Origin of the sequence: Gordonia desulfuricans NBRC 100010, from assembly GCF_001485495.1 — a bacterium.
GTDB classification, from domain to species: domain Bacteria; phylum Actinomycetota; class Actinomycetes; order Mycobacteriales; family Mycobacteriaceae; genus Gordonia; species Gordonia desulfuricans.
The window spans coordinates 15,922-35,958 of record NZ_BCNF01000044.1 but is presented as its reverse complement, the minus strand read 5'-3'; the positions used below and the strand labels follow the sequence as shown (position 1 = coordinate 35,958).

Genomic DNA, 20,037 nt, shown 5'->3' with positions numbered 1-20,037 from the left:
GGGTTTCGACGACGGGCGGCCTCGCTGCGCGAGGACGACCTGCTCAACCACCAATGGCCACACGATAGTTGAGCCGACGCGGAGCGCAGCGACAAGTCGAGTCGTGCTCAACCACCAATGGCCACACGGTGGTTGAGACCGGCCACGCGCACAGCGACGAGACGAGTCGAGATCTCCACAGCCGACCACGGAACGAGGACGACCGGCCGACATGTGGGCGCGGCCTACCCCTGCTGCTGCCCCAGCTGCTGGTTGATGTGCTGGTTGATCTGCTGCAGACCGGGCACCGACAGCCCCGGGATCTGCCCCTGGATGGTGCGGATCACCGACATGTCGTTGCGGACCTTCTCGCTGGACTGGACGAGAACCGTTCCGCTGCCGGTGAAGTCGAACTGGCGTTCCTCACCGGAGTTGATCCCGAACCGGGCGCCGGCGGCGGCGATGAAGGAGTTCACCCACACCTGGTCGTAGTGGTGGCTCGGGGACGGACAGTCCGCCCAGCCGACGAGCGCCTCCGGGTCGACCCGCAGCGGCGGCTCGGCGAACATCACCGGACCGTTCGACGACGCGAGGAACTTGCCGCTGCCGACCAGCGTGAGGAACCCGGGCACGATGGACTGCTGCAACGACAACTGCGGTTGGAAGGCGAGCAGATTCGAGGCCCGGATGGTGAGGTTGCCGTCGTCGAGGTCGAAGGCGTTGATGTTGTAGCCGCGGTCGCCGATGATCAGCTTCCCGTGCCCTTCGGCGACCACATAGTCACCCAGGTACAGCGGTGCCGAGAACTGTTGGGCCACCATCTGCAACAGACTTCCCTGCAGGCCGTGCTGCAGCGAGGTGAAGTTCATCTGCCCGTAGTAGGCGATCATCGCACCCTTGGACATGAACCACGGCTGGGTGAGATCGATACAGAACGAGTAGTCGTTGTCCGGGATGTTGTCGTCGACCGGCAACGACATCGGGTTCCAGACCGTGTTCAACTGGCTCACAGCTTCTCCTCCGACGCCTGGACGTACACGACGCCGTGTCCGTTGCACTCCAATTGCATTGCCTCGCCGCCGGTCCGGCCGACGTTGCGCCAGCTCATCGCCGACCGCAGGGTGGTGTTGACCTGTCCGGCGGATGCGACGAATGCCTGCGGGTCGACGGTGACCTGCGGCCGGTCCGGCGCGACGGCCAGCTCGAAGACCCCGCCGTGACCGAGGATCACGACCTGCCCGGCCCCCGAGAGCTGGGTGGTGAACATGCCCTGACCGGTGACCGCACCCGCGGCCGCATTGCGCAACGACCCGAACAAGCCACCGCCACCACCGCCGCCGCCACCGCCCTGCGAGGCGACCGAGACGATCGAGGCCTGCAGGCCCGAGGTGTAGGCCAGAGTGCGGGAGGCCTCCACCCGGATCATCCCGCCGACGGCGCCGACGTCGACGATCTCGATCTCGATGCCCTTGAAGCCGTAGTGCACCACGCCCTGTCCCTGGGCGATCATCGTCGACTCGTGCTCACCGGAGAGCATCCGGCCGGCCATCCCGCCGACCCCACCCATCCCGCCGGGGGCACCGGCGACCTGGTGGGGTTGGAAGTAGACGTTGCCGGTGTAGAAGAGCATCGCGCCGCGGCGTGCCACGATCGGGCCGCTGCGGCCGATGTCGACGGACACGACCTTGCTGTTGACCTTGGTGAACATCGTTGTCGCCCTACCGTTCCGCCGGTTGGATGGAGACCACACCGGTGCCGTCCCAGCGCAGCGAGAACGCCTCACCGCCGCCCTGGCCGACCGCTGCACGCCAGGTCACGTCGGTGACGAACGACTGGCTGAGCGCGCCACGGGCGCAGACGAAGGCATCCGGGTCGACGACCACCGGGAACTGCGGCGACACCTCGAGGTGGATCAGCGGACCGCCCTGCGACAGCAAGGCGATCTGCCCGTGGCCGCTGACCGTCGTGGTGAACAGGCCCTGCCCGGAGGTCGCGCCGCGCACCCCGGCGAAGGTGATGTTGGTCTGCAGGTTGCCGTTGAGCACCATCAGCTGCTGCGACTCCACCTGCAGGGTGTCGCCGTTGAGCTCGATGATGGTGGTCTCGGCGGCATCGTGGGCGAAGTAGACGACGCCGGTCCCGGACGCCTCCATCAGCGACAGGCCCTCGCCGGTCGCCCGTTGCTTCATCCCCGCGAGCAGGCCGTCACCCCCGCCGAAGCCGGCCGACTTGAAGCTCACCTGCCCCTCGTAGGCGACCATCGATCCGGACAACGCACGGACCGCGGTGTTGTTCAACCGGGCCTCCACGACCCGCTTCGAACGCTGCACCAGTTGCACCCGCCACCCCTCTCGGCCGGCGCGGCCGCCAGACGCAGGCCGCGTACGACGGTGAAGATAGTCGATAGCATCGGGTGCGTGCCCAGGAACTCTTCGCGTCGATGGTTCGGGGCCAGGTCACGCCCGAATCCCGACCTCGGTGAGTACACAGGACGAATGACGGCGGCGTTCCTGGCGTCGGAGACCGCGCTCGCCGACATCGACTCCGCCGTCCAGGTGGCCCACCAGCTCGACCCCCGCTCCCGAGTGCGGGCCGACTGGACTGCGCTGCGCGAACGGTACGGCCAGGTCACCGCCGAGTACCTGCGTCTGTCCGGGGCGGCCGCCGCCGATCCGCCGCCTCGCGCCGACGAGTTCGCCCGCTGCACCGACGCCCTGGTGGCGATGACCGACCAGATGGCACGGTTCGGTCAGGCCCACGCCCGCGAACTCGACCGGGCCCGGCATGCCGTGACCGAGCTCGGGGTGCTCGATCAGCGTGCCCGGACCGCAGCGACGTCGGCCGGCCACGCCCTCGAGCAGGCCCCGGCGTCGTTCATGCGACTGACCTCGGTGTCGCAGGCCGCCGACGGCCTGAGCGGTGCGATCGGGGCCTACGAGCAGGCAACCGACCTCCCGGCCCGGCGATCCACGGCGAACGCACTGATCAGCGCCGCCCAACGGGTGGACACGGCGCTGTCGGCGGCGCCGGGATTCACCGAGCGTGCCCAGCGCGTCATTCGATCGGTCGATACTCGCCGCGGCGGGATCGTCACCCGCGCCGAGCGGGTACCGGAGACGATGTCGGCGTTGCGCCGTGAGTTCAGTGGCGAGTGCTCGGCGGATCTGCAGACCGCCGAGGCCGGTATCCGTCGCAACATCGAGGCCGCCGAGGCCGATCTCGCGCGGGCCCGCGAGCGCCTGGCCGACGCCCCCGACCAGGCCATCGCCGACGCCGAGAACGCCCGCGACGATCTCGACGCCGCGGAGTTCGCCGTCGACTCCGTGCTGAGCCGGCTGGAGTTGCTGCGCCAGGTCCGCGCCGACCCGGCCGCCACCGAGCAGCGTGTCCGATTCCGGCTGCGTGACGCACAGCACCTCGCGATGAACAGTAACCTGGTTGACGAATGGGGATCGGTACTCGATGCTCAGGCCGACCGGATCTCCCGTGCGCACACCCGACTCGAACGCGTTCACCCCGACTACTGGGCATATCTGACCGAACTGCGAGCCGTGGAGGACCGTGTCGCCGAGATCGTCAACCGGATGAGAGGACAGGTGGCGGCGCGATGACCGCAACGGCTTCCGAGGACACCACCGCACCGGCCGTCGAGGGCCCGGCACATTTCCATCACCTGGCCGAGGACACCCTGCAAGGTCTGTTTCTCCATCGGCCCGAACCGATCTCGCAGTTCTGGGATGCCCGCCGCCTGGGTGTGGCGCTCGGTGCCACGCTGTACGTCCCGGCGACGCGACCGAATCTGGCCGAGGTGATCTCGCGGCGGTTCGCATCCGGGGTGATGACGATGGTGATCGACCTCGAGGATGCGGTGGCCGATCACGAGGAGCCGGCGGCCATCGCGAGTGCGATCGCCGCGATCGCCGAACTCGAGGGCACCCCCGCCGGGCAGATGCTGTTGTTCGTGCGAGTGCGCACCGCCGAGCAGATCGAGACCATCGCGTCCCTGACCGGCGGTTCGGATGTGCTGACCGGCTTCGTGATCCCGAAGTTCGACGCCCACAACGCGATCCACGCCCTGCAGGCCGTCCGCACCGCCGGCACGGCGACCGGCCGGCATCTGTGGGCGATGCCCGTGCTGGAGTCCGCGGCGATCGTCCACCGGGAGACACGCGATGACCAGCTGTCGCTCCTGTCGAGCCATCTCGACGAATACCGCGACATCGTCCCCGCGGTGCGGATCGGTGCGACCGACATGTGCGGGCTGTTCGGGATCCGCCGCGACCGCGACCTGACCATCTACGACGTGCGGGTGGCCGCCGACGCGATCGCGAGCGTGGTCAACCACCTCGGCCGCGCCGACGGCGGACACGTCATCACCGGACCGGTGTGGGAGTACTTCGCCGACCACGAACGACGATTCGCGCCCACCTTGCGGCACACGCCTTTCCGCGACCACGACGCGGTGTGGTTCCGCCAGGAGCTGGTCAGCCGCGACATGGACGGCCTGCTCCGGGAGATCGCACTGGACCGGGCCAACGGCATGAACGGCAAGACCGTCATCCACCCCCGCCACGTCGCCCCGGTACACGCACTGAGCGCGGTGACCCACGAGGAGTACCACGACGCCCTCGACGTCCTCGCCACCGAGGCCGGGGGCGTGGCCCGCTCGTCGTACGGGAACAAGATGAACGAGATGAAACCCCACCGCAATTGGGCCAACCGTGTGATGGATCGCGCCGCCGCCTTCGGTGTGACCAACTCCGGGATCAGCTTCGTGGACCTGCTGACCGCCGCGGACGTGGCCGCATGAGCGCGATCGGATCGACCTCCGCGGCAACGGGTCCCACCGACTGGGTGACCGAACGGTTCGGGGTGCAGATCACCGGCGATCCCGACGCCCGGTGGGAGCTCTCGGATCTGCTGATCCTGGGCCTACGCCGCAATCGCCGTCGGGCCCACCTGCTGGTGTCGACGGTGCTGGGCAAACACATCCCCACCCCACCCGAGCAGGTGCGCGGTGCCGCCGACGCCCTCGGCGACGCGGTGATCGGGGTCCTCGGCGCCCAGGATGGGGCCCGCAGCACCGTGATCGGCTTCGCCGAGACCGCCACCGGACTGGGACATTGCGTGGCCGAGCGGATCTCGGCGCAGGTGTACCTGCACTCGACGCGTCGGCAGGTGGGTGACGCGCAGGTGCACGGCACCTTCGAGGAGGGGCATTCGCACGCCACCACCCATCTGCTGCAGCCCAGCGACGCCGCCCTGCTGCGCATCGATCCGGGCGCACCGCTGGTCCTCGTCGACGACGAGATCTCGACGGGGTCGACGGCGATCCGGGCGATCTCGGCACTGCACGCACTCGCCCCGCGGGATCGCTACGTGGTGGCCTCGCTGGTGGACATGCGCACCGACGCCCACCGGGCCGAGTCCGAGCGCTTCGCCGCCGAGGTCGGGGTGCGGATCGACCACGTGTCGCTGGCACAGGGTGAGATCACGTTGCCGGACAGTCTGGTCGACGATGTGTGGGCGCTGACCGCACCCGAGCTCAATCCGGTCGGGAGGCGCGGGTCGGTCACCGAGGTCACGCTGGACTGGCCCGCCGACCTGCCCGACGGCGGCCGGCACGGCTTCCTGCGTACCGATACGGCTGCGTTCCACGCGGCGGTCACCGCGGCGGCCGGGCAACTCGCCCCCGCCCTCGCGGCCGATCGTGACGTGGTGGTGCTCGGTCACGAGGAACTGATGTACCTGCCGCTGTGCCTGGCCGAACGCCTCTCGGCGGCCGGGGTGGCCACCAGGTATCAGACCACCACGCGCTCACCGGCCCATGTCCGCGACGAGGCGGGCTATCCGCTGCGTCGCGGATTCACCTTCACCGCACCGGAATCCGACCCGGGCACACCGCGATTCGTCTACAACGTGCGGGCCGCCGACGCCCCCGCCGACGCACCGCTGCCACAGGTCGTGCTGGTGATCGACTCGCCCGCCGACACCGACCTGCTGCGCGCCGACGGTGGGGTGCTCGACGTACTCACCGCCGCCGGTCACGACGTGTGCGTGGCGATCGTCCCGGCCACCACCCCCACCGCACTCGCCGGCCGCACCCTGCCCCTCGAGACGGAAGGTGTCGTGTGAGCACCCCGACCACCGTGACCCCGCCGCTGTACGGACCGGCCTTCGGCTCCTATGCCGCCGACGAGGTGACGTGGCTGCTCAAAGACCTCTCGCATCTGTCCCTCGAGGGTGATCTCACCGAGCGGGAACGCAGGATCCAGTCCGGTGCAGCCCATTACGCGGAGTCCCTGCCGATCGAGTATCAGCCGGGCGAGCAGTATCAGGCACTGTTCCACGAGACGCTGACCGCGTCGGCGGACCGGCTGGCCGAGGCGGTCGGCGTGGTGGCCGAACTCGTCGTCGCCGAGCGCACCGAGGTGCCCACGCTGGTGTCGCTGGCGAGGGCCGGCACCCCGGTGGGCATCCTGATGCGTCGCTGGATCGGTTTCGCGCACGGCACCGATGCCCCGCACTACACGATCTCCATCGTCCGCGACCGCGGGATCGACCGGGTGGCACTCGATCACATCGTCGCCCGGCACGACCCGGCGTCGGTGGTCTTCGTCGACGGGTGGACCGGCAAGGGGGCGATCGCGCGTGAGCTGTCGGCGGCCCTGGACGCCTACGCCACCGCCGGGGGTCCGCGACTGGACGGCGAGCTGGCGGTGCTGGCCGATCCGGGCTCGTGTACGACGACATTCGGCACCCGCGACGACTTCCTGATCGCCTCGGCCTGCCTGAACTCGACGGTGTCCGGGCTGGTGTCGAGGACGGTGCTCAACGCCGACCACATCGGACCCGGAGAGTTCCACGGCGCCAAGTTCTATCGTCATCTGATCGATCACGACGTGTCGCGGCTGCTGCTCGACACCGTCTCGGACCGGTTCTCCGCCGTCGCCGACACCGTGGCGCACCGCGTCTCGCAGATGCAGTTCGCCGAGACCGCCGTCGCCGACCGCCGGCCCACGTGGTCGGGGTGGGCCTCGGTGGAGGCGATCGCCGCCGAGTACGGACTCTCGTCGATCAACTTCGCGAAACCCGGTGTGGGCGAGACGACCCGGGTGTTGCTGCGGCGGGTGCCGTGGCGGGTGCTGGTGAGCGCACCGGATCTGCCCGAGCATCGTCATATCCGGCTGCTCGCGGCCGAGCGCGGGGTGCCGATCGAGGTGCGTCCCGATCTGGCGTACTCGTGTGTGGGCCTGATCAAGGAGGACGCGTGACCGCCCTGGTCGCCACCGACCTCGACCGCACCCTGATCTTCTCCCGCACCGCCATGGGCGAGGAGCAGTTCGCCTGCCTCGCACCGGAATGTGTGGAGATGTATCAGGGTGGACCGCTGTCGTATCTCACCCCCGATTCCCGAATCCTGCTGGAGGAGCTGGTCGCCCGGGTTCCGGTGGTTCCGGTCACCACCCGCACCCCGGCCCAGTTCACTCGGATCATGCTGCCGGGCGGCCCGTTTCGATATGCGGTGGCCTCCAGTGGCGGGCGCATCCTGACCGACGGATCCGACGACGCGGCGTGGCGGGAGACCGTCGAGCGGCGGGTGGCGTCGACGTCGGCCACCCTCGACGAGGTGACCGCCGCCCTGCGCGCCCGGATCGACGAGCGCTGGGTCCGCTCCCTGCGGACCGCCGACGACCTGTTCTGTTACCTCGTCGTCGACCTCGACGCCCAGCCCGCCGACTTCCTGCCCGAATGGCAGCAGTGGTGCGGTGACCGGCAGTGGATGGTGTCGCAGCAGGGCCGCAAGATCTATGCGCTGCCGCAGCCGGTGACCAAGTCCGCCGCCCTCGCCGAGGTGCGGGCCCGGCTCGTCGCCGACGGGACGCTGCCCGCCGACGCCCCGGTGCTCGCCGCCGGCGACGGCCGCCTCGACACCGACCTGCTCGAGTACGCCGACCACGCGATCCGCCCGTGCCACGGCGAACTGCACGAGATGGGCTGGAACCGACCGCATGTGACGGTCACCGAGCGGCCCGGTGCACTCGCCGGCGAGGAGATCCTGCGATGGTTCACCGGGCGGGTGGGCGGGGCCACGGCCCTCGCCACCTGACTCGTGACAACTCGCACACCAGATCCAGGTCGAACGGGGGGGTGAGCATCGTTCGCACTTCCGTCCCGTGTACTCCTTCGTTGACCTCGGCGACGGCGTCGTATCCGAGCGCCGCGATCGTGGAGCTCGGGTGGCCGGCACGGGCTCCTGGTGGCGTGTACAGCCCGATACCGATGCAGTCGGGCGACAGCCCCATCGAAACGGCTGCTCACGGGCTCCGTGTGCCCGGCGCCGCGAACGGCCGACCACCCGGCGTTCCTCGCTCGGGCCCATCCCTGGTGCGGGCGACGGTGGTATCCGCGATGGTATCCAGCTGTCATTCCGTGTGGGATCTACACTGGGATCGAGAGGTGATCATGATGACAGCAGCGCATCCCCGACCGGACTTGGCCGCCTACACCGAAGCGGCTCGTATGTCGCAGCCCGAACTCGTGTCCATGTTGCGAGATCTGCTCGGCGCGCGGTTGGTTGCCTACCTGGGCCGGGTGAGCGAGACGCGTGCGGTGCGGCAGTGGGCCGCTGGCACCCGCACCATCGCCAACCCGGAGGACGTCGAACGGCTCCGGATTGCCTACCGCGCCGCCCGGCTGATCACCGAACGCGACACCCCCGCCGTCGCACAAGCGTGGTTCCAGGGCCTCAACCCGATCCTCGACGACCGTGCGCCGGCGTTGCTGTTGCGCGACGGAGAACTCGCCGACGTCGGCCCCCAGGTACTCGCCGCCGCCCGCCAGTTCGCCGCGGTGGGATGAACCACCCGCACCACCGCTCGGCGATCGACACTCCACGCGGCCCGATCACCACTACCGTCCACACCGGTACGCCCGTCTATCGGGTCGGGTACGCGCCGAGTCCGTGGGAGTGGACGCCGTGGGAGTACGCCACCGACGGCCGCTTCGTCGGCCGCTGGGATGACCCCGAGGGGGTGTGGCGCACCCTGTACTGCGCCGATACTCCCTGGCCTGCTACCTCGAAGTTCTTGCGTTCGCCCGCCCCAGCCTGCAACTGATCGCCGATCTCGACGAGATCGTCGTCGACGATGAGGACGAGGAGCACTACCCCACGCTGCCGCCCGGGCAGGTTCCGCGATCGTGGTGTGAGGCGCGGATGCTCGGCCACGGCACCCTGACCGGACGGTTCGCGGTGCCCGCCGACCCGGACAGTCTCGCCACCCTCCGGACGGTGTTTCGGCCGCTGGCCATCCGCTACGGGCTGGATGACCTCGACACCGCCGCTCTCCGGGACGGGCGGCCGCGCGGACTCACCCAAGCCATCTCCCACTGGATCTACGCCCTCACCGACCACGGACAGGCAGCGGTCGACGGGGTCGAGTTCGACTCCCGCCACGGTGACCGGCTGCGTATGTGGGCTCTCTACGAACGTGCCGCCGACCCCGATGTGAGCCCGCACATCGACGTCGTCGACGACTCCCCGATCGACGCCGCGGATCCGCAACTGGCCCGCGCCCTGACCCTCCTCGGACTCGAGTGGACCCGCTCGTAGATCGGCCCGAACAGGCTGCGCCGCAACGCCGAGCGAGCATGAATCGGGTTCCACCAGCCGTGGCGGGGCATACGATCGGCTCCTCGAGGCCGGGATCTCGTACCTGCACCGCTACTTCGCGGTGCACGGCTCCGGCTTTGCCGGCTCTTCCCGATCGACGGTGCGGAGAACGTGTCAGAACGACGGGCTCACCGGCGAACCCGGCCGGAACCGGCACCGAGGCCGTCATGCGACGCTCGCGGTGCCGGCACCGAGGGCCCGCCGAGAGTGGCATGACCACCGCCCGGCGGGTCGTCCTCACCCCGCGAGCTCACGCTCCCGGCGGACCGCAGGTGACGGGAAACCGTGGCCGCGGGCGCAGACGGTCACGACGATCGCGGGGAGCAGCAGCGCCAGCACCGCCCAGGGCAATGCACCCGCCCCGACTCCGCCGAGCAGCAGTCCGCCGACGACGCCACCACCGGCGATACCGATGTTCCAGCAGGTGACCACCAGCGATTGTGCGACATCTCCGGCCGGGCCCGCGGCCTCGGCGGACGCGGTCTGCAGCAGTGTCGCCGCGCCACCGAAGGCGAGACCCCACACGGCGACACCGACGAACACGAGCCAGTGCACCTCCCCGGCGAGACCCAGGGTGAGCGCCGCGGCGGCGAATCCGCCCGAGCAGCCGATCATGAGCCGACGCAGCCGCCGGTCGATGAAGGCACCCGTGATGGCGATACCCGCCAGCGAGAAGACACCGAAGACGAGCAGCACCGCGTCGACGCGGCCGGCCAGGCCGAGGGGTGCCAGGAACGGAGCGATGTAGGTGTAGAGAACGTTGTGCGCCAGGACGAAGGCCAGCGTGACGACCAGGACGGGGGCCACCCCCGGGATGCGGACGGTGCGCCGGAGCGGGATGCGGTCCGCCCGCGCCTGGCCGGGGAAATCCGGGACGGTGGCGAGCACCCAACCGATGAGGGCGAGGGTGAGTGCGGTCATGATCCCGAAGGTGAACCGCCAGCCGACGAGCTGCGCGAGGAAGGTGCCGAGCGGGACCCCCACCGACAGCGCGACCGGAGCACCCGCCATCGCGATGGCCATGGCCCGTCCCCGCTGTCCGGGTGTCACCATGCGGCGGGCATATCCGGCCAGGAGCGCCCACAGCAGACCGGCGACGACACCCGCGACGAACCGGGCCGTCATGGTGAGCAAATAGCTGTGCGACACGGCGGTGACACCGTTCGCGATCGCGAATCCCGCCACCGCGAGGATCAGCAGACGACGGCGCGGCCACCCGATGGTCGCCGCCGTCAGGGGCACCGCGGCCAGCGCCGAACCGATCGCGTAGACGGTGACGGTCTGGCCGGCCGCGGCCTCGGTGACGCCGAGATCGGCGCTCATCCCCGGCAGGATCCCGGCAGGCAGGGCCTCGGTCATGATCGTGATGAAGCCCGCGGTCGCGAGTGCGAGCAGACCTGCCAGCGGCAGCCGGTCGGGCGCACGCGGAGCGTCCCGTACGGCGCCGGCCGGTTGCGAGGGGCCGGCCGGTTGCGAGGGGCCGGCCGGTTGCGAGGGGCCGGCCGGTTGCGAGGGGGTGGGCGGTTGCGAGGGGGTGGGCGGTTGCGAGGGGGTGGGCGGGGGCTGGATTCGTGTCATGGCACCATCGTCAAAGGCTGACGTTGACGTCAAGGTCAAGCCCGGACACCGCCCGACGACAGTGAGGCCGGACACATGGGGATCGACACATGAGAATCGGGGAGGTCGCCGAGCTCACCGGCACATCCACCCGCGCGCTGCGCTACTACGAGAACGAAGGGCTCGTCGTGCCGAGGCGACAGGCGAACGGGTACCGCGACTACGACGACTTCCTGGTCGACCGCGTCGTCCAGATACGCGGTCTGCTCGACACCGGGCTACCGACCCGCATCATCAAGCAGATCCTGCCGTGCCTGGACAAGCCGCGCACCATCCACTTCGCCGAGGCGACGCCGGAGATCCTCGCCACCCTCGAACGCGAGCGCGATCGGATGAGCGGCCGGATCGACTGCCTCACCCGCAACCGCGACGCGATCGACGACTACCTGAAAGCCGTCCGGGCGCTGGCCTGAACGCCCGGTCGATCGCCGTGGGGCACATGACCGGAACGGCCGGGGCCCGATGACGACCGCGCGGCCGCGGCTGGGCCCCGCCGCCGACCGGGGACACCGCGTCGGGCGCCGGTGATGGAATGATCGGTGGCATGACCGCTCTCACCAAGGGACAGAACGCCGCACTCCCCGTCGCCGACGTCGCGATCTCGGTACAGGTGGGCGCCGCCGCCGACGTATCCGCGCTGCTGGTGACCGACGCCATCAAGGTTCGCACCGACGCCGACTTCGTCTTCTACAACCAGCCGCACGGGCCGGGTGTGGAACTGCAGAACCCCACCACACAGCCCGTCCTGGTGGTGCGGACCGCCGCGATCCCCGCCGACATCCACGCGGTGCGTGCGGTGATCACCCTCGACGACGCGTCGTCGAGCTTCGGTCGGCTGGCCCCGCCGACCGCGCGGGTCACCGACCTGACCGGCCGGGAACTGTTCTCCTTCACCATCACCGAGCTGAGTTCGGAATCGGTGGTGGTGGCCCTCGAGCTGTACCGCCGCGGTACCGACTGGAAGGTGCGCGCCGTCGGGCAGGGATATGCCGGCGGCTTCGCCGATCTGATCCGCGATCACGGCGTGTCCGTCGACGACGCCCCGGCGACGACACCTGCGGCCCAGGCACCGCCGGCGTACACGCCCCCGCCCGCAGCGCCGGTCCACACACCACCGGCACCGCCCGCCTACACACCGCCGCCGGCCCCCGCAGCTCCGCCCGCACCCCCGGCGTACACGCCGCCGGCCGCCCCGGCCGAGGTCAGCCTCACCAAGAACAAGCGCGTGAACCTCACCAAGGGGCAGAAGGTCACCCTCCGCAAGGACGGCGGCGTCGCCCTGACCCGCATCCGGATGGGACTGGGCTGGGACCCGGTCAAGCGGGGCGGCTTCTTCGGCCGGTCCCGCGACATCGACCTCGACGCCTCGGTGCTGATGTTCTCGCGCGGGCAGGTGGCCGAGGTGGTCTACTACGGTCACCTGCGCAGCAGCGACAACTCCGTGCTGCACTCGGGCGACAACCTCACCGGTGAGGGCGAGGGCGACGACGAGGTGATCAATGTCGACCTCACCGCCATCCACCCGGCGATCGACAACCTGATCTTCATCGTCACCTCGTATCAGGGCCAGACCTTCGAGGAGGTCGCCAACGCCTACTGCCGCCTCGTCGACGAGACCACCGGCGCCGAGCTCGCCCGCTTCACGCTGCAGGGCGGGATGCCGTTCACCGGCGTGACGATGGCGGTGATCCACCGGGAGGGCGCCGAGTGGAAGCTGCGCGCGGTGGGCGACGGCTTCCAGGGCAAGACCCCGAAGGATGCGCTCCCCCAGGTGCTACATCACCTGAGCTGACCCGGCGCGATCGGCATCGGATCGGGCCGGCGCCGACGCGCCCGGTCCGTGCGGGCCGTACATCGCGGCGTACCAGAGGGATGCGAGGGTGTCGATCGCGTGGTCGTCGGCGGGTCGGTCGACCCCGAGATCGCCCTTGCCTGCCACCCACACCCAGCAGAACGACTCCAGCATCGACATGATCGCCGACGCCATCAGTCCGAGGTCGGCGTCGGCGTCGAGGTGTCCGGCGGTCTGGGCGGCGGCCAGGTGGACCCCGATCCCCCGCACGCCCACCGCACGGACCTCGCGCCACCGCTGGTCGTACTTGAGGTCGGTCATCGACATCTGCACCATGCCGATCATCTCCGGGATGTTCTGCCGGAAATGCCGCAGATAGACGGCCACCGCGCCTCGCACACTCTCGTACGGGTCGGCCGACATCGCCCGCATCGACTCGGCGACCATGTCGTCGGTGAACTGATCGAGCAGGGCGTCGAGGAGCTGCGCCTTGTTCTCGTAATAGTTGTAGAACGAGCCCGGTGAGCGGCCCGCCGCCCGGGCGATGTCGGCGATCCTGGCGTTGAAGTACCCGTGCTCGGCGAACACCGTCCGCGCTGCCTCGAGCAACGCGTTCTCGGTGCGTTCCCCCTTGCTCATGGCCACCACGACCGCCTCCTGTCCTGCTGGTCCGTCGTCACAGTGCGCAGCGACAGAACTAAATCCGAAGTCAGTTTTCAGCCTAGACCAGTGCACCCGCCCGACCGTCGCCGATGGGACAGACCGATCACCACGGTCAGGAAGCCGAGACGTCCGATACCGGCTCACGCCGAACGGAGGAGGTCCAGACAGCCACCGGCAACCGCCTTGTCGCGCAGCCGGTCCGGGGTCGCACCGAGCGCTGCGACGGCGCGGGCACGCCGGAAGTGCAGGCGCGCTTCGTGTTCGCGGGCGGCACCGGTTCCGTCGCAGATCTGGACCAGTGCGCTCGACGCCGCGATGTAGCCGTCGGCGGCCTCCGCCCGGGCCAGCAGCGCGAGGAGGTAGCCGGCGGCGGGTCGGTCCGGGTCGGGACGATCGAGGTGTCCGGCGGCGGCATGGACCAGGGCACGGGCGGCTGCCCCGATCACCGCGGTCTCCGAACAGCGATGGGACACCGCCCGAGTGGGACCCGCCGGTGCCGCGGACTCACCGCCGAGCCCGGCACACTCGACCATCGCCCGCAGGCAGGCGGTGACACCGCCGACCTGTTCGGCGGCCAGCAGCAACGCCGCGGCGGCCCGATGGTGGTGCATCACCGTCTGATCGCCGGCGGCACCGAGCAACACGGCGGGTGCCCCCGACACCTCGACGTAGGCCAGCGGTGTGGCCCCGTCGACACCGCGGATCGGAAAGCGTTGCGTCACCGCGGAATCGAGGACGACGAGACCCAGTGCCGGACCGCCAGGGGCATCGAGTTCGGCGAGGACCGCGTCGGCGACGGGTCCGTGGGTCATCGCCCCGAGGCGTCCGCCGACCAGCCCGTCGGCGAATCCGGCACGCGGACCGCCGACCTGGATCGGTGCACCGATCACCGCCTCACCCGCCACCGCCGCGGCAACCACCTCGGCGACCGGCCGGGACATCTCGGTGGCACCGGCCACGGCGAGCAGATGGGCCATCAGCACCGTCGCACGCACCGGGCCGGGATACGCCGACGCCGCACACTCCTCCACCGCCGCGACCAGATGGGTGAGCCCGAGTCCCATCCCGCCCGACCGGCGCGGCGCGCCGAGTCCGGCCAGTCCGATCCGACCGGCCAGGAGCTTCCAGCACTCGGGATCGAATCCGGCGCGATCCCAGCACTTCTCGTCGACCCCCTCGGCGCGGGGGCCGGTGAACCGGTCGGCCGCCGGGTCGGCGGAGAAGTACGCACGCAACGTCGCGCGGATGTCGTCCGGGGAGATCGGGACCGCCGACGGCGCGCTCACACGCCCGTCCACGAACGCTCCCCGAGCCAATCGGTGATGACCTCCACCGCCCGGTGCAGGTGCGGGATCTGTTCGCGACCCGAATAGTAGTGTGTCGCACCGTCGATGGTGTGCAGGGTCTTGTCCGGATGGCCGATCCCGTCGAACAGGCGATGCGTGTGACTGGGAGTGCAGGCGTTGTCGGCGGAGTTGCCGATCACCAGCGCCGGGACCGCGAGATCGGCTGCGCAGCGCGGGCCGTCGCCGTTGGCGTCGTCGATACTCCACTGCGACAGCCAGCTCCGCAGCGTGGTGAACCGCGCGAGACCCACCGGCCCCATGTTGACGACCCGCGGATCACCCAGGTAGCAGCCGGGTTCGCGGTCGTTGGGATCCTGGGTGAGATCGAGCCACCGCGGATCGGCCATGGTGCCGTGCACGATGAACCCTCGCTCCATCAGCGGCTCACCGGAGTCACGCAGATCGGCCAGCTGTTCCTTCACCCATCCGGTGATCCGGCGGTTGCGGTCGACCTGGGCCGACCGGTAGCGGGTGAGGAACTCCTCGGTGTACGGCGGCTGATTCGGGTTGTCGGGGTTGTAGAGATCGAGTTCGGGATCACGCTGTGCCGGGTCGGTCTCGTCGATGATGGAGGGATCCATCCATTCGGTGAGCGTGCCGTGACGGCTGACATGTGCCGCGAGCAGCATCAGACCGTCCGCGGCGGGCAGGTCGAGCCGGGTGAGGTCCGGCGGTTCGCCGGCCGGGGTCGCGGTGACCGTGGCGTGCTGCGCCTGCTGCTGGTAGTACTGCGAGAGGGCACCGCCCCCGCTCCAGCCCGCGAGGACGACATTGCGATATCCCAGTCGCTCCTTGGCATCTCGCACACATGCACCGAGGTCGGCGACCACCTTCTCCATGATCAGGGCACTGTCCACCCCGCGGTAGCGGCTGTTGCAGTAGATGACGTGATGGCCGGCCCGGGGCAGTGCGTTGGTCATCGGGAGATAGGCGCCGCCTCCGATCGGATGCATGAAGACGACGACGGTGTCGGAGTCGATTCCCTTGGGCTTCAACAGATAGCTCTCGAGCACCACCGACTCGGTGACCCCGCCGTAGGTGTCGCGGTAGGCGGAGGTGTCGTCGAAGACGATCAGATACGGGATGCGGTCGTACTCGAATCGGTTGCCGCTCATACCTGCACCTCGGCGGGGACCTCGGTGGGTGCGGTGCCGAGGACGGCCGGGGTGGGTGTCAGACGACGCCGGGTGTCGACGGCGATCACCTTCCATTCGACGCGGGTGTCGGTGTCGAAGCGGCGTCGGGCACGCTCGCGGGCACGTTCGGGGATGCCGTGGTGGATGCCTTGCGGCGCATGGGAGATGAGGCCCGGCGGCATGTCGACGCCGAACATGGCGCCGCCGTGGAAGAAGGCGATCTCGTCGTAGTCGGTGTTGCGGTGATACCAGGGCAGCCGTTCGGTCCCGGCCCGCCCCTCGACCGGGCGGGGCAGGAAGTTCATCACGTAGACGCCGGTGGCCTGCATGAACAGATGCACCGTGGGTGGCAGATGGACCGAGTCGGAGGTGATCACGTCGTAGTCGTCGATGTTGTAGGCGAACGGGAAGTTGTCACCACGCCAGCCCTCGACGTCGAGCGGATGGAACCGATAGAACACCGAGGTGGCCCCGACGCGCTGCCGGAACCGGATCTCGTACTCCTCGGCGCCGTCGGGGGCCGGGTCGGTGAACACCTCCGGCTCCGGGACCACCACCAGCGACGGGTCGAACGGGAAGTGCCTGCCCAGCACGCCGGCCTCGGGCACCCGGTACTCGTCGGTGGCCTCGATGATCAGCAGCGTCGACGGTTCGGCGGGCCGCTGACGATGGGTGACGCCCTTCGGGAGGTACAGGTAGTCGCCGGGGCGATAGGGAAGACGGCCGAATTCTGTTTCCAGATAACCGGTTCCGGCATGGACGAAGATCAGTTCGTCACCGTCGACGTTGCGGCTCCAGAACGGTGCGGCGGCACCGCGTCGGCTCAGCGAGATCCGGCAGTCGTCGTTGTGGAACATCACCAACGGCTCCCCGGCCGGGTCGGTCTCGTCGGTGGGCGTGAGGTCGGAGATCATCCGGTCGACGCCGGCGAGATCGCCGACCGCACGGTATTGGGTCGGATCGTTGCGGCGGTAGAGATTTGCCGTGCGGCCGGTGAATCCGGACCGGCCGAGCTCGTCGTCCTTGAGGCCGTCGAGGTCGCGGTGCAGCTGCCGCGGCGTACGGCCCTTGGTATGGTGGATGAACGATTCCATCGTGGGGAACTCCTGACGGTCGATGAGGTCTGGTGAGATCAGCGCTGCGACAGGCCGAGGCCACGTCCGGCGATGGCGGCGTGGGCGAACTCGTCGGTGCAGCCGACCACGTGGAGCACCGGGACCCCGAGGATGAACTCGCTCCAGGCGATCGTGTCGGGGTCACCGAAGTCGATGACGGCGTGGTCACCGAGGACGGCCGCGGCGAGGTCGGCGACGGCGTCGGCGGCCCGGGTCATCACGAGAGCCCCGACCGAGCCGGCGACCGGTTCGAGGTCGTGGGTCCACGACCCGGGCGTCAGCGCCGACACCGCACGCAGCGCGGTGATGGCGGCGACGACCCGGGCGATGTGCGGACGCAGCACCGGATCGGACTCGCCGTCGAGGCGGCGGATCAGCGCGAGAAGACGCTCGGTGGACGCCGGGGTGAACGGCACGGACTCACCGCGGGCGCCGGTGGCACGCGAGCCGTCGTCGGGCGAGGCAACACGTTCCTCGCAGATCATCATCGCCATCCGCATCAACCCCCAGTGCAGTGACGGAGCTCACTTCCGTCGGCATTTTCTGATGCTAGATTCAGATTCAGAAATCGACAAGCGTTTTCCGGAAATGGCATTCTCGTATCGGCTCGGTCGAGTGCGACATGCGGTGTCGCCCGTCGTGAGGAACGCGGTGTCACCCGTCATGTGGCACGCGGTGTCGCCTGCCGTGTGGCACGCGGGAGGCCTCGGCCCGACTCGTTGCCAGGCCGACAGCACAGGCCGCGGACCAGGTAATTTCGGAGTCGGCGGAGGGAGACACCGATGGCGGCAGCTCACGGGATCGAGCGGGCGGACTTCGACGACCCCGGCCTCACCGGCTTCCTCGAGGCCCACCTGAGCGACATCGCCCCGACCGCACCGGCAACCAGCCGCCACGCCCTGACCATGGCCGAGCTCATGGATTCGTCGGTTCGGCTCTGGGTTGTCCGGCAGGACGGTGACGTGGTGGCGACCGGAGCTCTCGCCCGGCTCGAACCAGGCCACGAAGAGCTCAAGAGCATGCGAACAGCTCCGGAGTCACGCGGACGAGGGATCGCGCGGCTGCTCCTGGAGCACCTGCTGCTCGACGCCCGAACGCGAGGAGTGACCAGGGTGTCGCTGGAGACCGGTTCGATGGACTTCTTCGAGCCCGCCCGCCGCCTCTACCGCTCCGCCGGATTCGTTGTGTGCGGTCCGTTCGGGCGTTACCCGGCAGATCCGAACAGCGTGTTCATGACGCTGGCGTGGTGAGTCGTCGCGGGTCGGGCGCCACCCGCAATTCTCGGACATGGCCTGGTCCGGCTCGTGCCGTGTGTCCGTTGCACCTGGTGGTTCGGGGGTGTTCTCCCCGCGACGCCGCCTACAGTGGACACCCATGACGATGCATGCGGATGCCACCAACCCCGATCTGATCACCGTCGACGTCCCGACGCACTGGTACAACCTCGCGGCCGAGCTCGACACGCCGATCCCGCCCCACCTGCACCCGGGCACCAAGGAGCCGGTCGGCCCCGAGGATCTGGCCGCCCTGTTCCCGTCGGGACTGATCGCCCAGGAGGTCTCCACCGAGCCCTACATCGAGATCCCCGAGCCGGTCCGTGAGATCTACAAGATGTGGCGGCCCTCGCCGCTGTTCCGCGCCCGCCGGTTCGAGCAGTCGCTGAACACCAAGGCGCGCATCTACGTCAAGTACGAGGGTGTCAGCCCGGTGGGCAGCCACAAGACCAACTCGGCTGTCGCGCAGGCCTACTACAACAGCATCGACGGGGTCACCAAGCTCACCACCGAGACCGGTGCCGGCCAGTGGGGCAGCGCGCTGGCCTTCGCCGGTGCCCAGTTCGGCATCGACGTGGAGGTGTGGCAGGTCCGGGCGTCGTATGACTCCAAGCCCTACCGCGGCTACCTGATGCGCACCTACGGCGGCACCGTGCACCCGAGCCCCTCGGATCTCACCGAGGCCGGCCGCGCGATGCTCGCCAAGGACCCCGACACCACCGGCTCGCTCGGCATGGCCGTCAGCGAGGCCGTCGAGGTGGCCGCGAGCAATGCCGACACCCGGTATGCGCTCGGCTCGGTGCTCAACCACGTGGTGCTGCACCAGAGTGTGATCGGCCAGGAGGCCGTCGAGCAGCTCAACGCCGCCGAGCCCGGTGGCGCCGACGTCGTCTTCGGTTGCGCCGGTGGCGGATCGAACCTCGCCGGCCTCTCCTTCCCGTTCCTGCGGGAGAAGATCCACGGCCGGTCGAATCCGCGGATCGTGGCCGCCGAGCCGTCGGCCTGCCCGTCGATCACCCAGGGCGAGTACCGCTACGACCACGGCGACGTCGCAGGCCTCACCCCGCTGCTCAAGATGCACACGCTCGGAATGGATTTCGTTCCCGATCCGATCCACGCGGGCGGTCTGCGCTACCACGGCATGGCCCCGGCCCTGAGTCACACCGTGGAACTCGGTCTGGTCGAGGGCATCGCGATCGGACAGCACGACGCCTTTGCCGCCGGTGTGCAGTTCGCCCGTACCCAGGGCATCGTCCCGGCACCGGAGTCGACGCATGCGATCGCCGCGTGCGCCGCACACGTCGCCGACAACGACACCGAACAGGTCGTGGTGATCGGCCTGTCCGGTCACGGCCAGCTCGATCTGCCCGCCTACGCCGAATTCCTCGACGGCAGCTTCTGAGAACCGTTGCGGTGGTTGCGTTCCGGCCCGGCTTCCGGGC

General features: G+C 69.6%; 20 protein-coding genes. 11 read left to right on the top strand and 9 right to left on the bottom strand.

Annotated features, from left to right (window positions below):
* Positions 1 to 224: 224 nt before the first annotated feature.
* From GD1_RS07690 to GD1_RS07680, 3 genes are read right to left on the bottom strand one after another with little or no spacing between them, the layout of a single operon-like run.
* A complete protein-coding gene (locus tag GD1_RS07690) occupies positions 225 to 989 on the bottom strand; it encodes an AIM24 family protein (RefSeq protein ID WP_059036576.1) in 765 nt (254 codons plus the stop codon).
* Entirely contained in the window at positions 986 to 1,687 is a 702-nt protein-coding gene (locus tag GD1_RS07685) for an AIM24 family protein (protein WP_059036575.1), read from the bottom strand. The genes GD1_RS07690 and GD1_RS07685 overlap by 4 nt, the downstream gene beginning before the upstream one ends.
* 10 nt (positions 1,688 to 1,697) lie before the next feature.
* The gene (locus GD1_RS07680) at positions 1,698 to 2,318 is read right to left on the bottom strand and encodes an AIM24 family protein (RefSeq protein WP_059036574.1); all 621 of its coding nucleotides are present in this window, start codon (positions 2,316 to 2,318) and stop codon (positions 1,698 to 1,700) included.
* 156 nt (positions 2,319 to 2,474) lie between these two features.
* Between GD1_RS07680 and GD1_RS07675 the strand changes: the two genes are divergently transcribed.
* The 7 genes from GD1_RS07675 (at position 2,475) to GD1_RS07645 (ending at position 9,592) form a co-directional block, all read left to right on the top strand.
* Positions 2,475 to 3,590, top strand: coding sequence for a hypothetical protein (locus GD1_RS07675; RefSeq protein WP_059036573.1), 1,116 nt, complete (start codon positions 2,475 to 2,477; stop codon positions 3,588 to 3,590).
* Positions 3,587 to 4,789, top strand: a complete 1,203-nt coding sequence (locus tag GD1_RS07670) for an HpcH/HpaI aldolase/citrate lyase family protein (RefSeq protein ID WP_059036572.1) — start codon at positions 3,587 to 3,589, stop codon at positions 4,787 to 4,789. The genes GD1_RS07675 and GD1_RS07670 overlap by 4 nt, the downstream gene beginning before the upstream one ends.
* Complete coding sequence (locus tag GD1_RS07665) at positions 4,786 to 6,114, top strand: phosphoribosyltransferase family protein (protein WP_059036571.1); 1,329 nt, start codon at positions 4,786 to 4,788, stop codon at positions 6,112 to 6,114. The genes GD1_RS07670 and GD1_RS07665 overlap by 4 nt, the downstream gene beginning before the upstream one ends.
* Positions 6,111 to 7,253, top strand: coding sequence for a cysteine protease StiP family protein (locus GD1_RS07660; RefSeq protein ID WP_059036570.1), 1,143 nt, complete (start codon positions 6,111 to 6,113; stop codon positions 7,251 to 7,253). Before GD1_RS07665 ends, GD1_RS07660 begins: the two co-directional genes overlap by 4 nt.
* Positions 7,250 to 8,089: an HAD family hydrolase gene (locus GD1_RS07655; RefSeq protein WP_059036569.1), complete on the top strand. Its 840-nt coding sequence runs from the start codon at positions 7,250 to 7,252 to the stop codon at positions 8,087 to 8,089. The genes GD1_RS07660 and GD1_RS07655 overlap by 4 nt, the downstream gene beginning before the upstream one ends.
* Before the next feature lie 359 nt (positions 8,090 to 8,448).
* Entirely contained in the window at positions 8,449 to 8,841 is a 393-nt protein-coding gene (locus GD1_RS07650; protein WP_053777285.1) for a hypothetical protein, read from the top strand.
* 175 nt (positions 8,842 to 9,016) lie between these two features.
* A complete protein-coding gene (locus GD1_RS07645) occupies positions 9,017 to 9,592 on the top strand; it encodes an RES domain-containing protein (RefSeq protein ID WP_244882582.1) in 576 nt (191 codons plus the stop codon).
* A 297-nt stretch (positions 9,593 to 9,889) separates the two neighbouring features.
* Here GD1_RS07645 and GD1_RS07640 read toward each other — a convergent pair whose 3' ends face one another.
* Complete coding sequence (locus GD1_RS07640) at positions 9,890 to 11,230, bottom strand: MFS transporter (protein WP_083533955.1); 1,341 nt, start codon at positions 11,228 to 11,230, stop codon at positions 9,890 to 9,892.
* 89 nt (positions 11,231 to 11,319) lie between these two features.
* On the opposite strand from GD1_RS07640, the gene GD1_RS07635 reads away from it, so the two are divergent.
* Together GD1_RS07635 and GD1_RS07630 are read left to right on the top strand one after the other, a co-directional pair.
* Entirely contained in the window at positions 11,320 to 11,682 is a 363-nt protein-coding gene (locus GD1_RS07635) for a MerR family transcriptional regulator (RefSeq protein WP_059036568.1), read from the top strand.
* Between the two features lie 131 nt (positions 11,683 to 11,813).
* The gene (locus GD1_RS07630; RefSeq protein ID WP_053777287.1) at positions 11,814 to 13,061 is read left to right on the top strand and encodes a TerD family protein; all 1,248 of its coding nucleotides are present in this window, start codon (positions 11,814 to 11,816) and stop codon (positions 13,059 to 13,061) included.
* On the opposite strand, the gene GD1_RS07625 is transcribed toward GD1_RS07630, so the two are convergent.
* From GD1_RS07625 to GD1_RS07605, 5 genes are all read right to left on the bottom strand, one after another.
* A complete protein-coding gene (locus tag GD1_RS07625; RefSeq protein ID WP_059036588.1) occupies positions 13,044 to 13,700 on the bottom strand; it encodes a TetR/AcrR family transcriptional regulator in 657 nt (218 codons plus the stop codon). The two genes, GD1_RS07630 and GD1_RS07625, sit on opposite strands and share 18 nt — an antisense overlap.
* A 164-nt stretch (positions 13,701 to 13,864) precedes the next feature.
* Positions 13,865 to 15,010, bottom strand: a complete 1,146-nt coding sequence (locus GD1_RS07620; protein ID WP_162128802.1) for an acyl-CoA dehydrogenase family protein — start codon at positions 15,008 to 15,010, stop codon at positions 13,865 to 13,867.
* Positions 15,007 to 16,185 (bottom strand): alpha/beta hydrolase family protein, encoded by a 1,179-nt coding sequence (locus GD1_RS07615; RefSeq protein ID WP_059036566.1) that lies wholly within the window; start codon positions 16,183 to 16,185, stop codon positions 15,007 to 15,009. Before GD1_RS07615 ends, GD1_RS07620 begins: the two co-directional genes overlap by 4 nt.
* On the bottom strand, positions 16,182 to 17,300 hold the full coding sequence (locus GD1_RS07610) for a homogentisate 1,2-dioxygenase (RefSeq protein ID WP_053777228.1): 1,119 nt from the start codon (positions 17,298 to 17,300) through the stop codon (positions 16,182 to 16,184). The genes GD1_RS07615 and GD1_RS07610 overlap by 4 nt, the downstream gene beginning before the upstream one ends.
* Before the next feature lie 38 nt (positions 17,301 to 17,338).
* Positions 17,339 to 17,815 (bottom strand): hypothetical protein, encoded by a 477-nt coding sequence (locus GD1_RS07605; protein ID WP_059036565.1) that lies wholly within the window; start codon positions 17,813 to 17,815, stop codon positions 17,339 to 17,341.
* Positions 17,816 to 18,103: 288 nt separating this feature from the next.
* Between GD1_RS07605 and GD1_RS07600 the strand changes: the two genes are divergently transcribed.
* Both GD1_RS07600 and GD1_RS07595 read left to right on the top strand, forming a co-directional pair.
* Complete coding sequence (locus GD1_RS07600; protein ID WP_059036564.1) at positions 18,104 to 18,571, top strand: GNAT family N-acetyltransferase; 468 nt, start codon at positions 18,104 to 18,106, stop codon at positions 18,569 to 18,571.
* A gap of 124 nt (positions 18,572 to 18,695) precedes the next feature.
* Complete coding sequence (locus GD1_RS07595) at positions 18,696 to 19,997, top strand: TrpB-like pyridoxal phosphate-dependent enzyme (RefSeq protein ID WP_053777230.1); 1,302 nt, start codon at positions 18,696 to 18,698, stop codon at positions 19,995 to 19,997.
* The last annotated feature ends 40 nt before the right edge of the window (positions 19,998 to 20,037 follow it).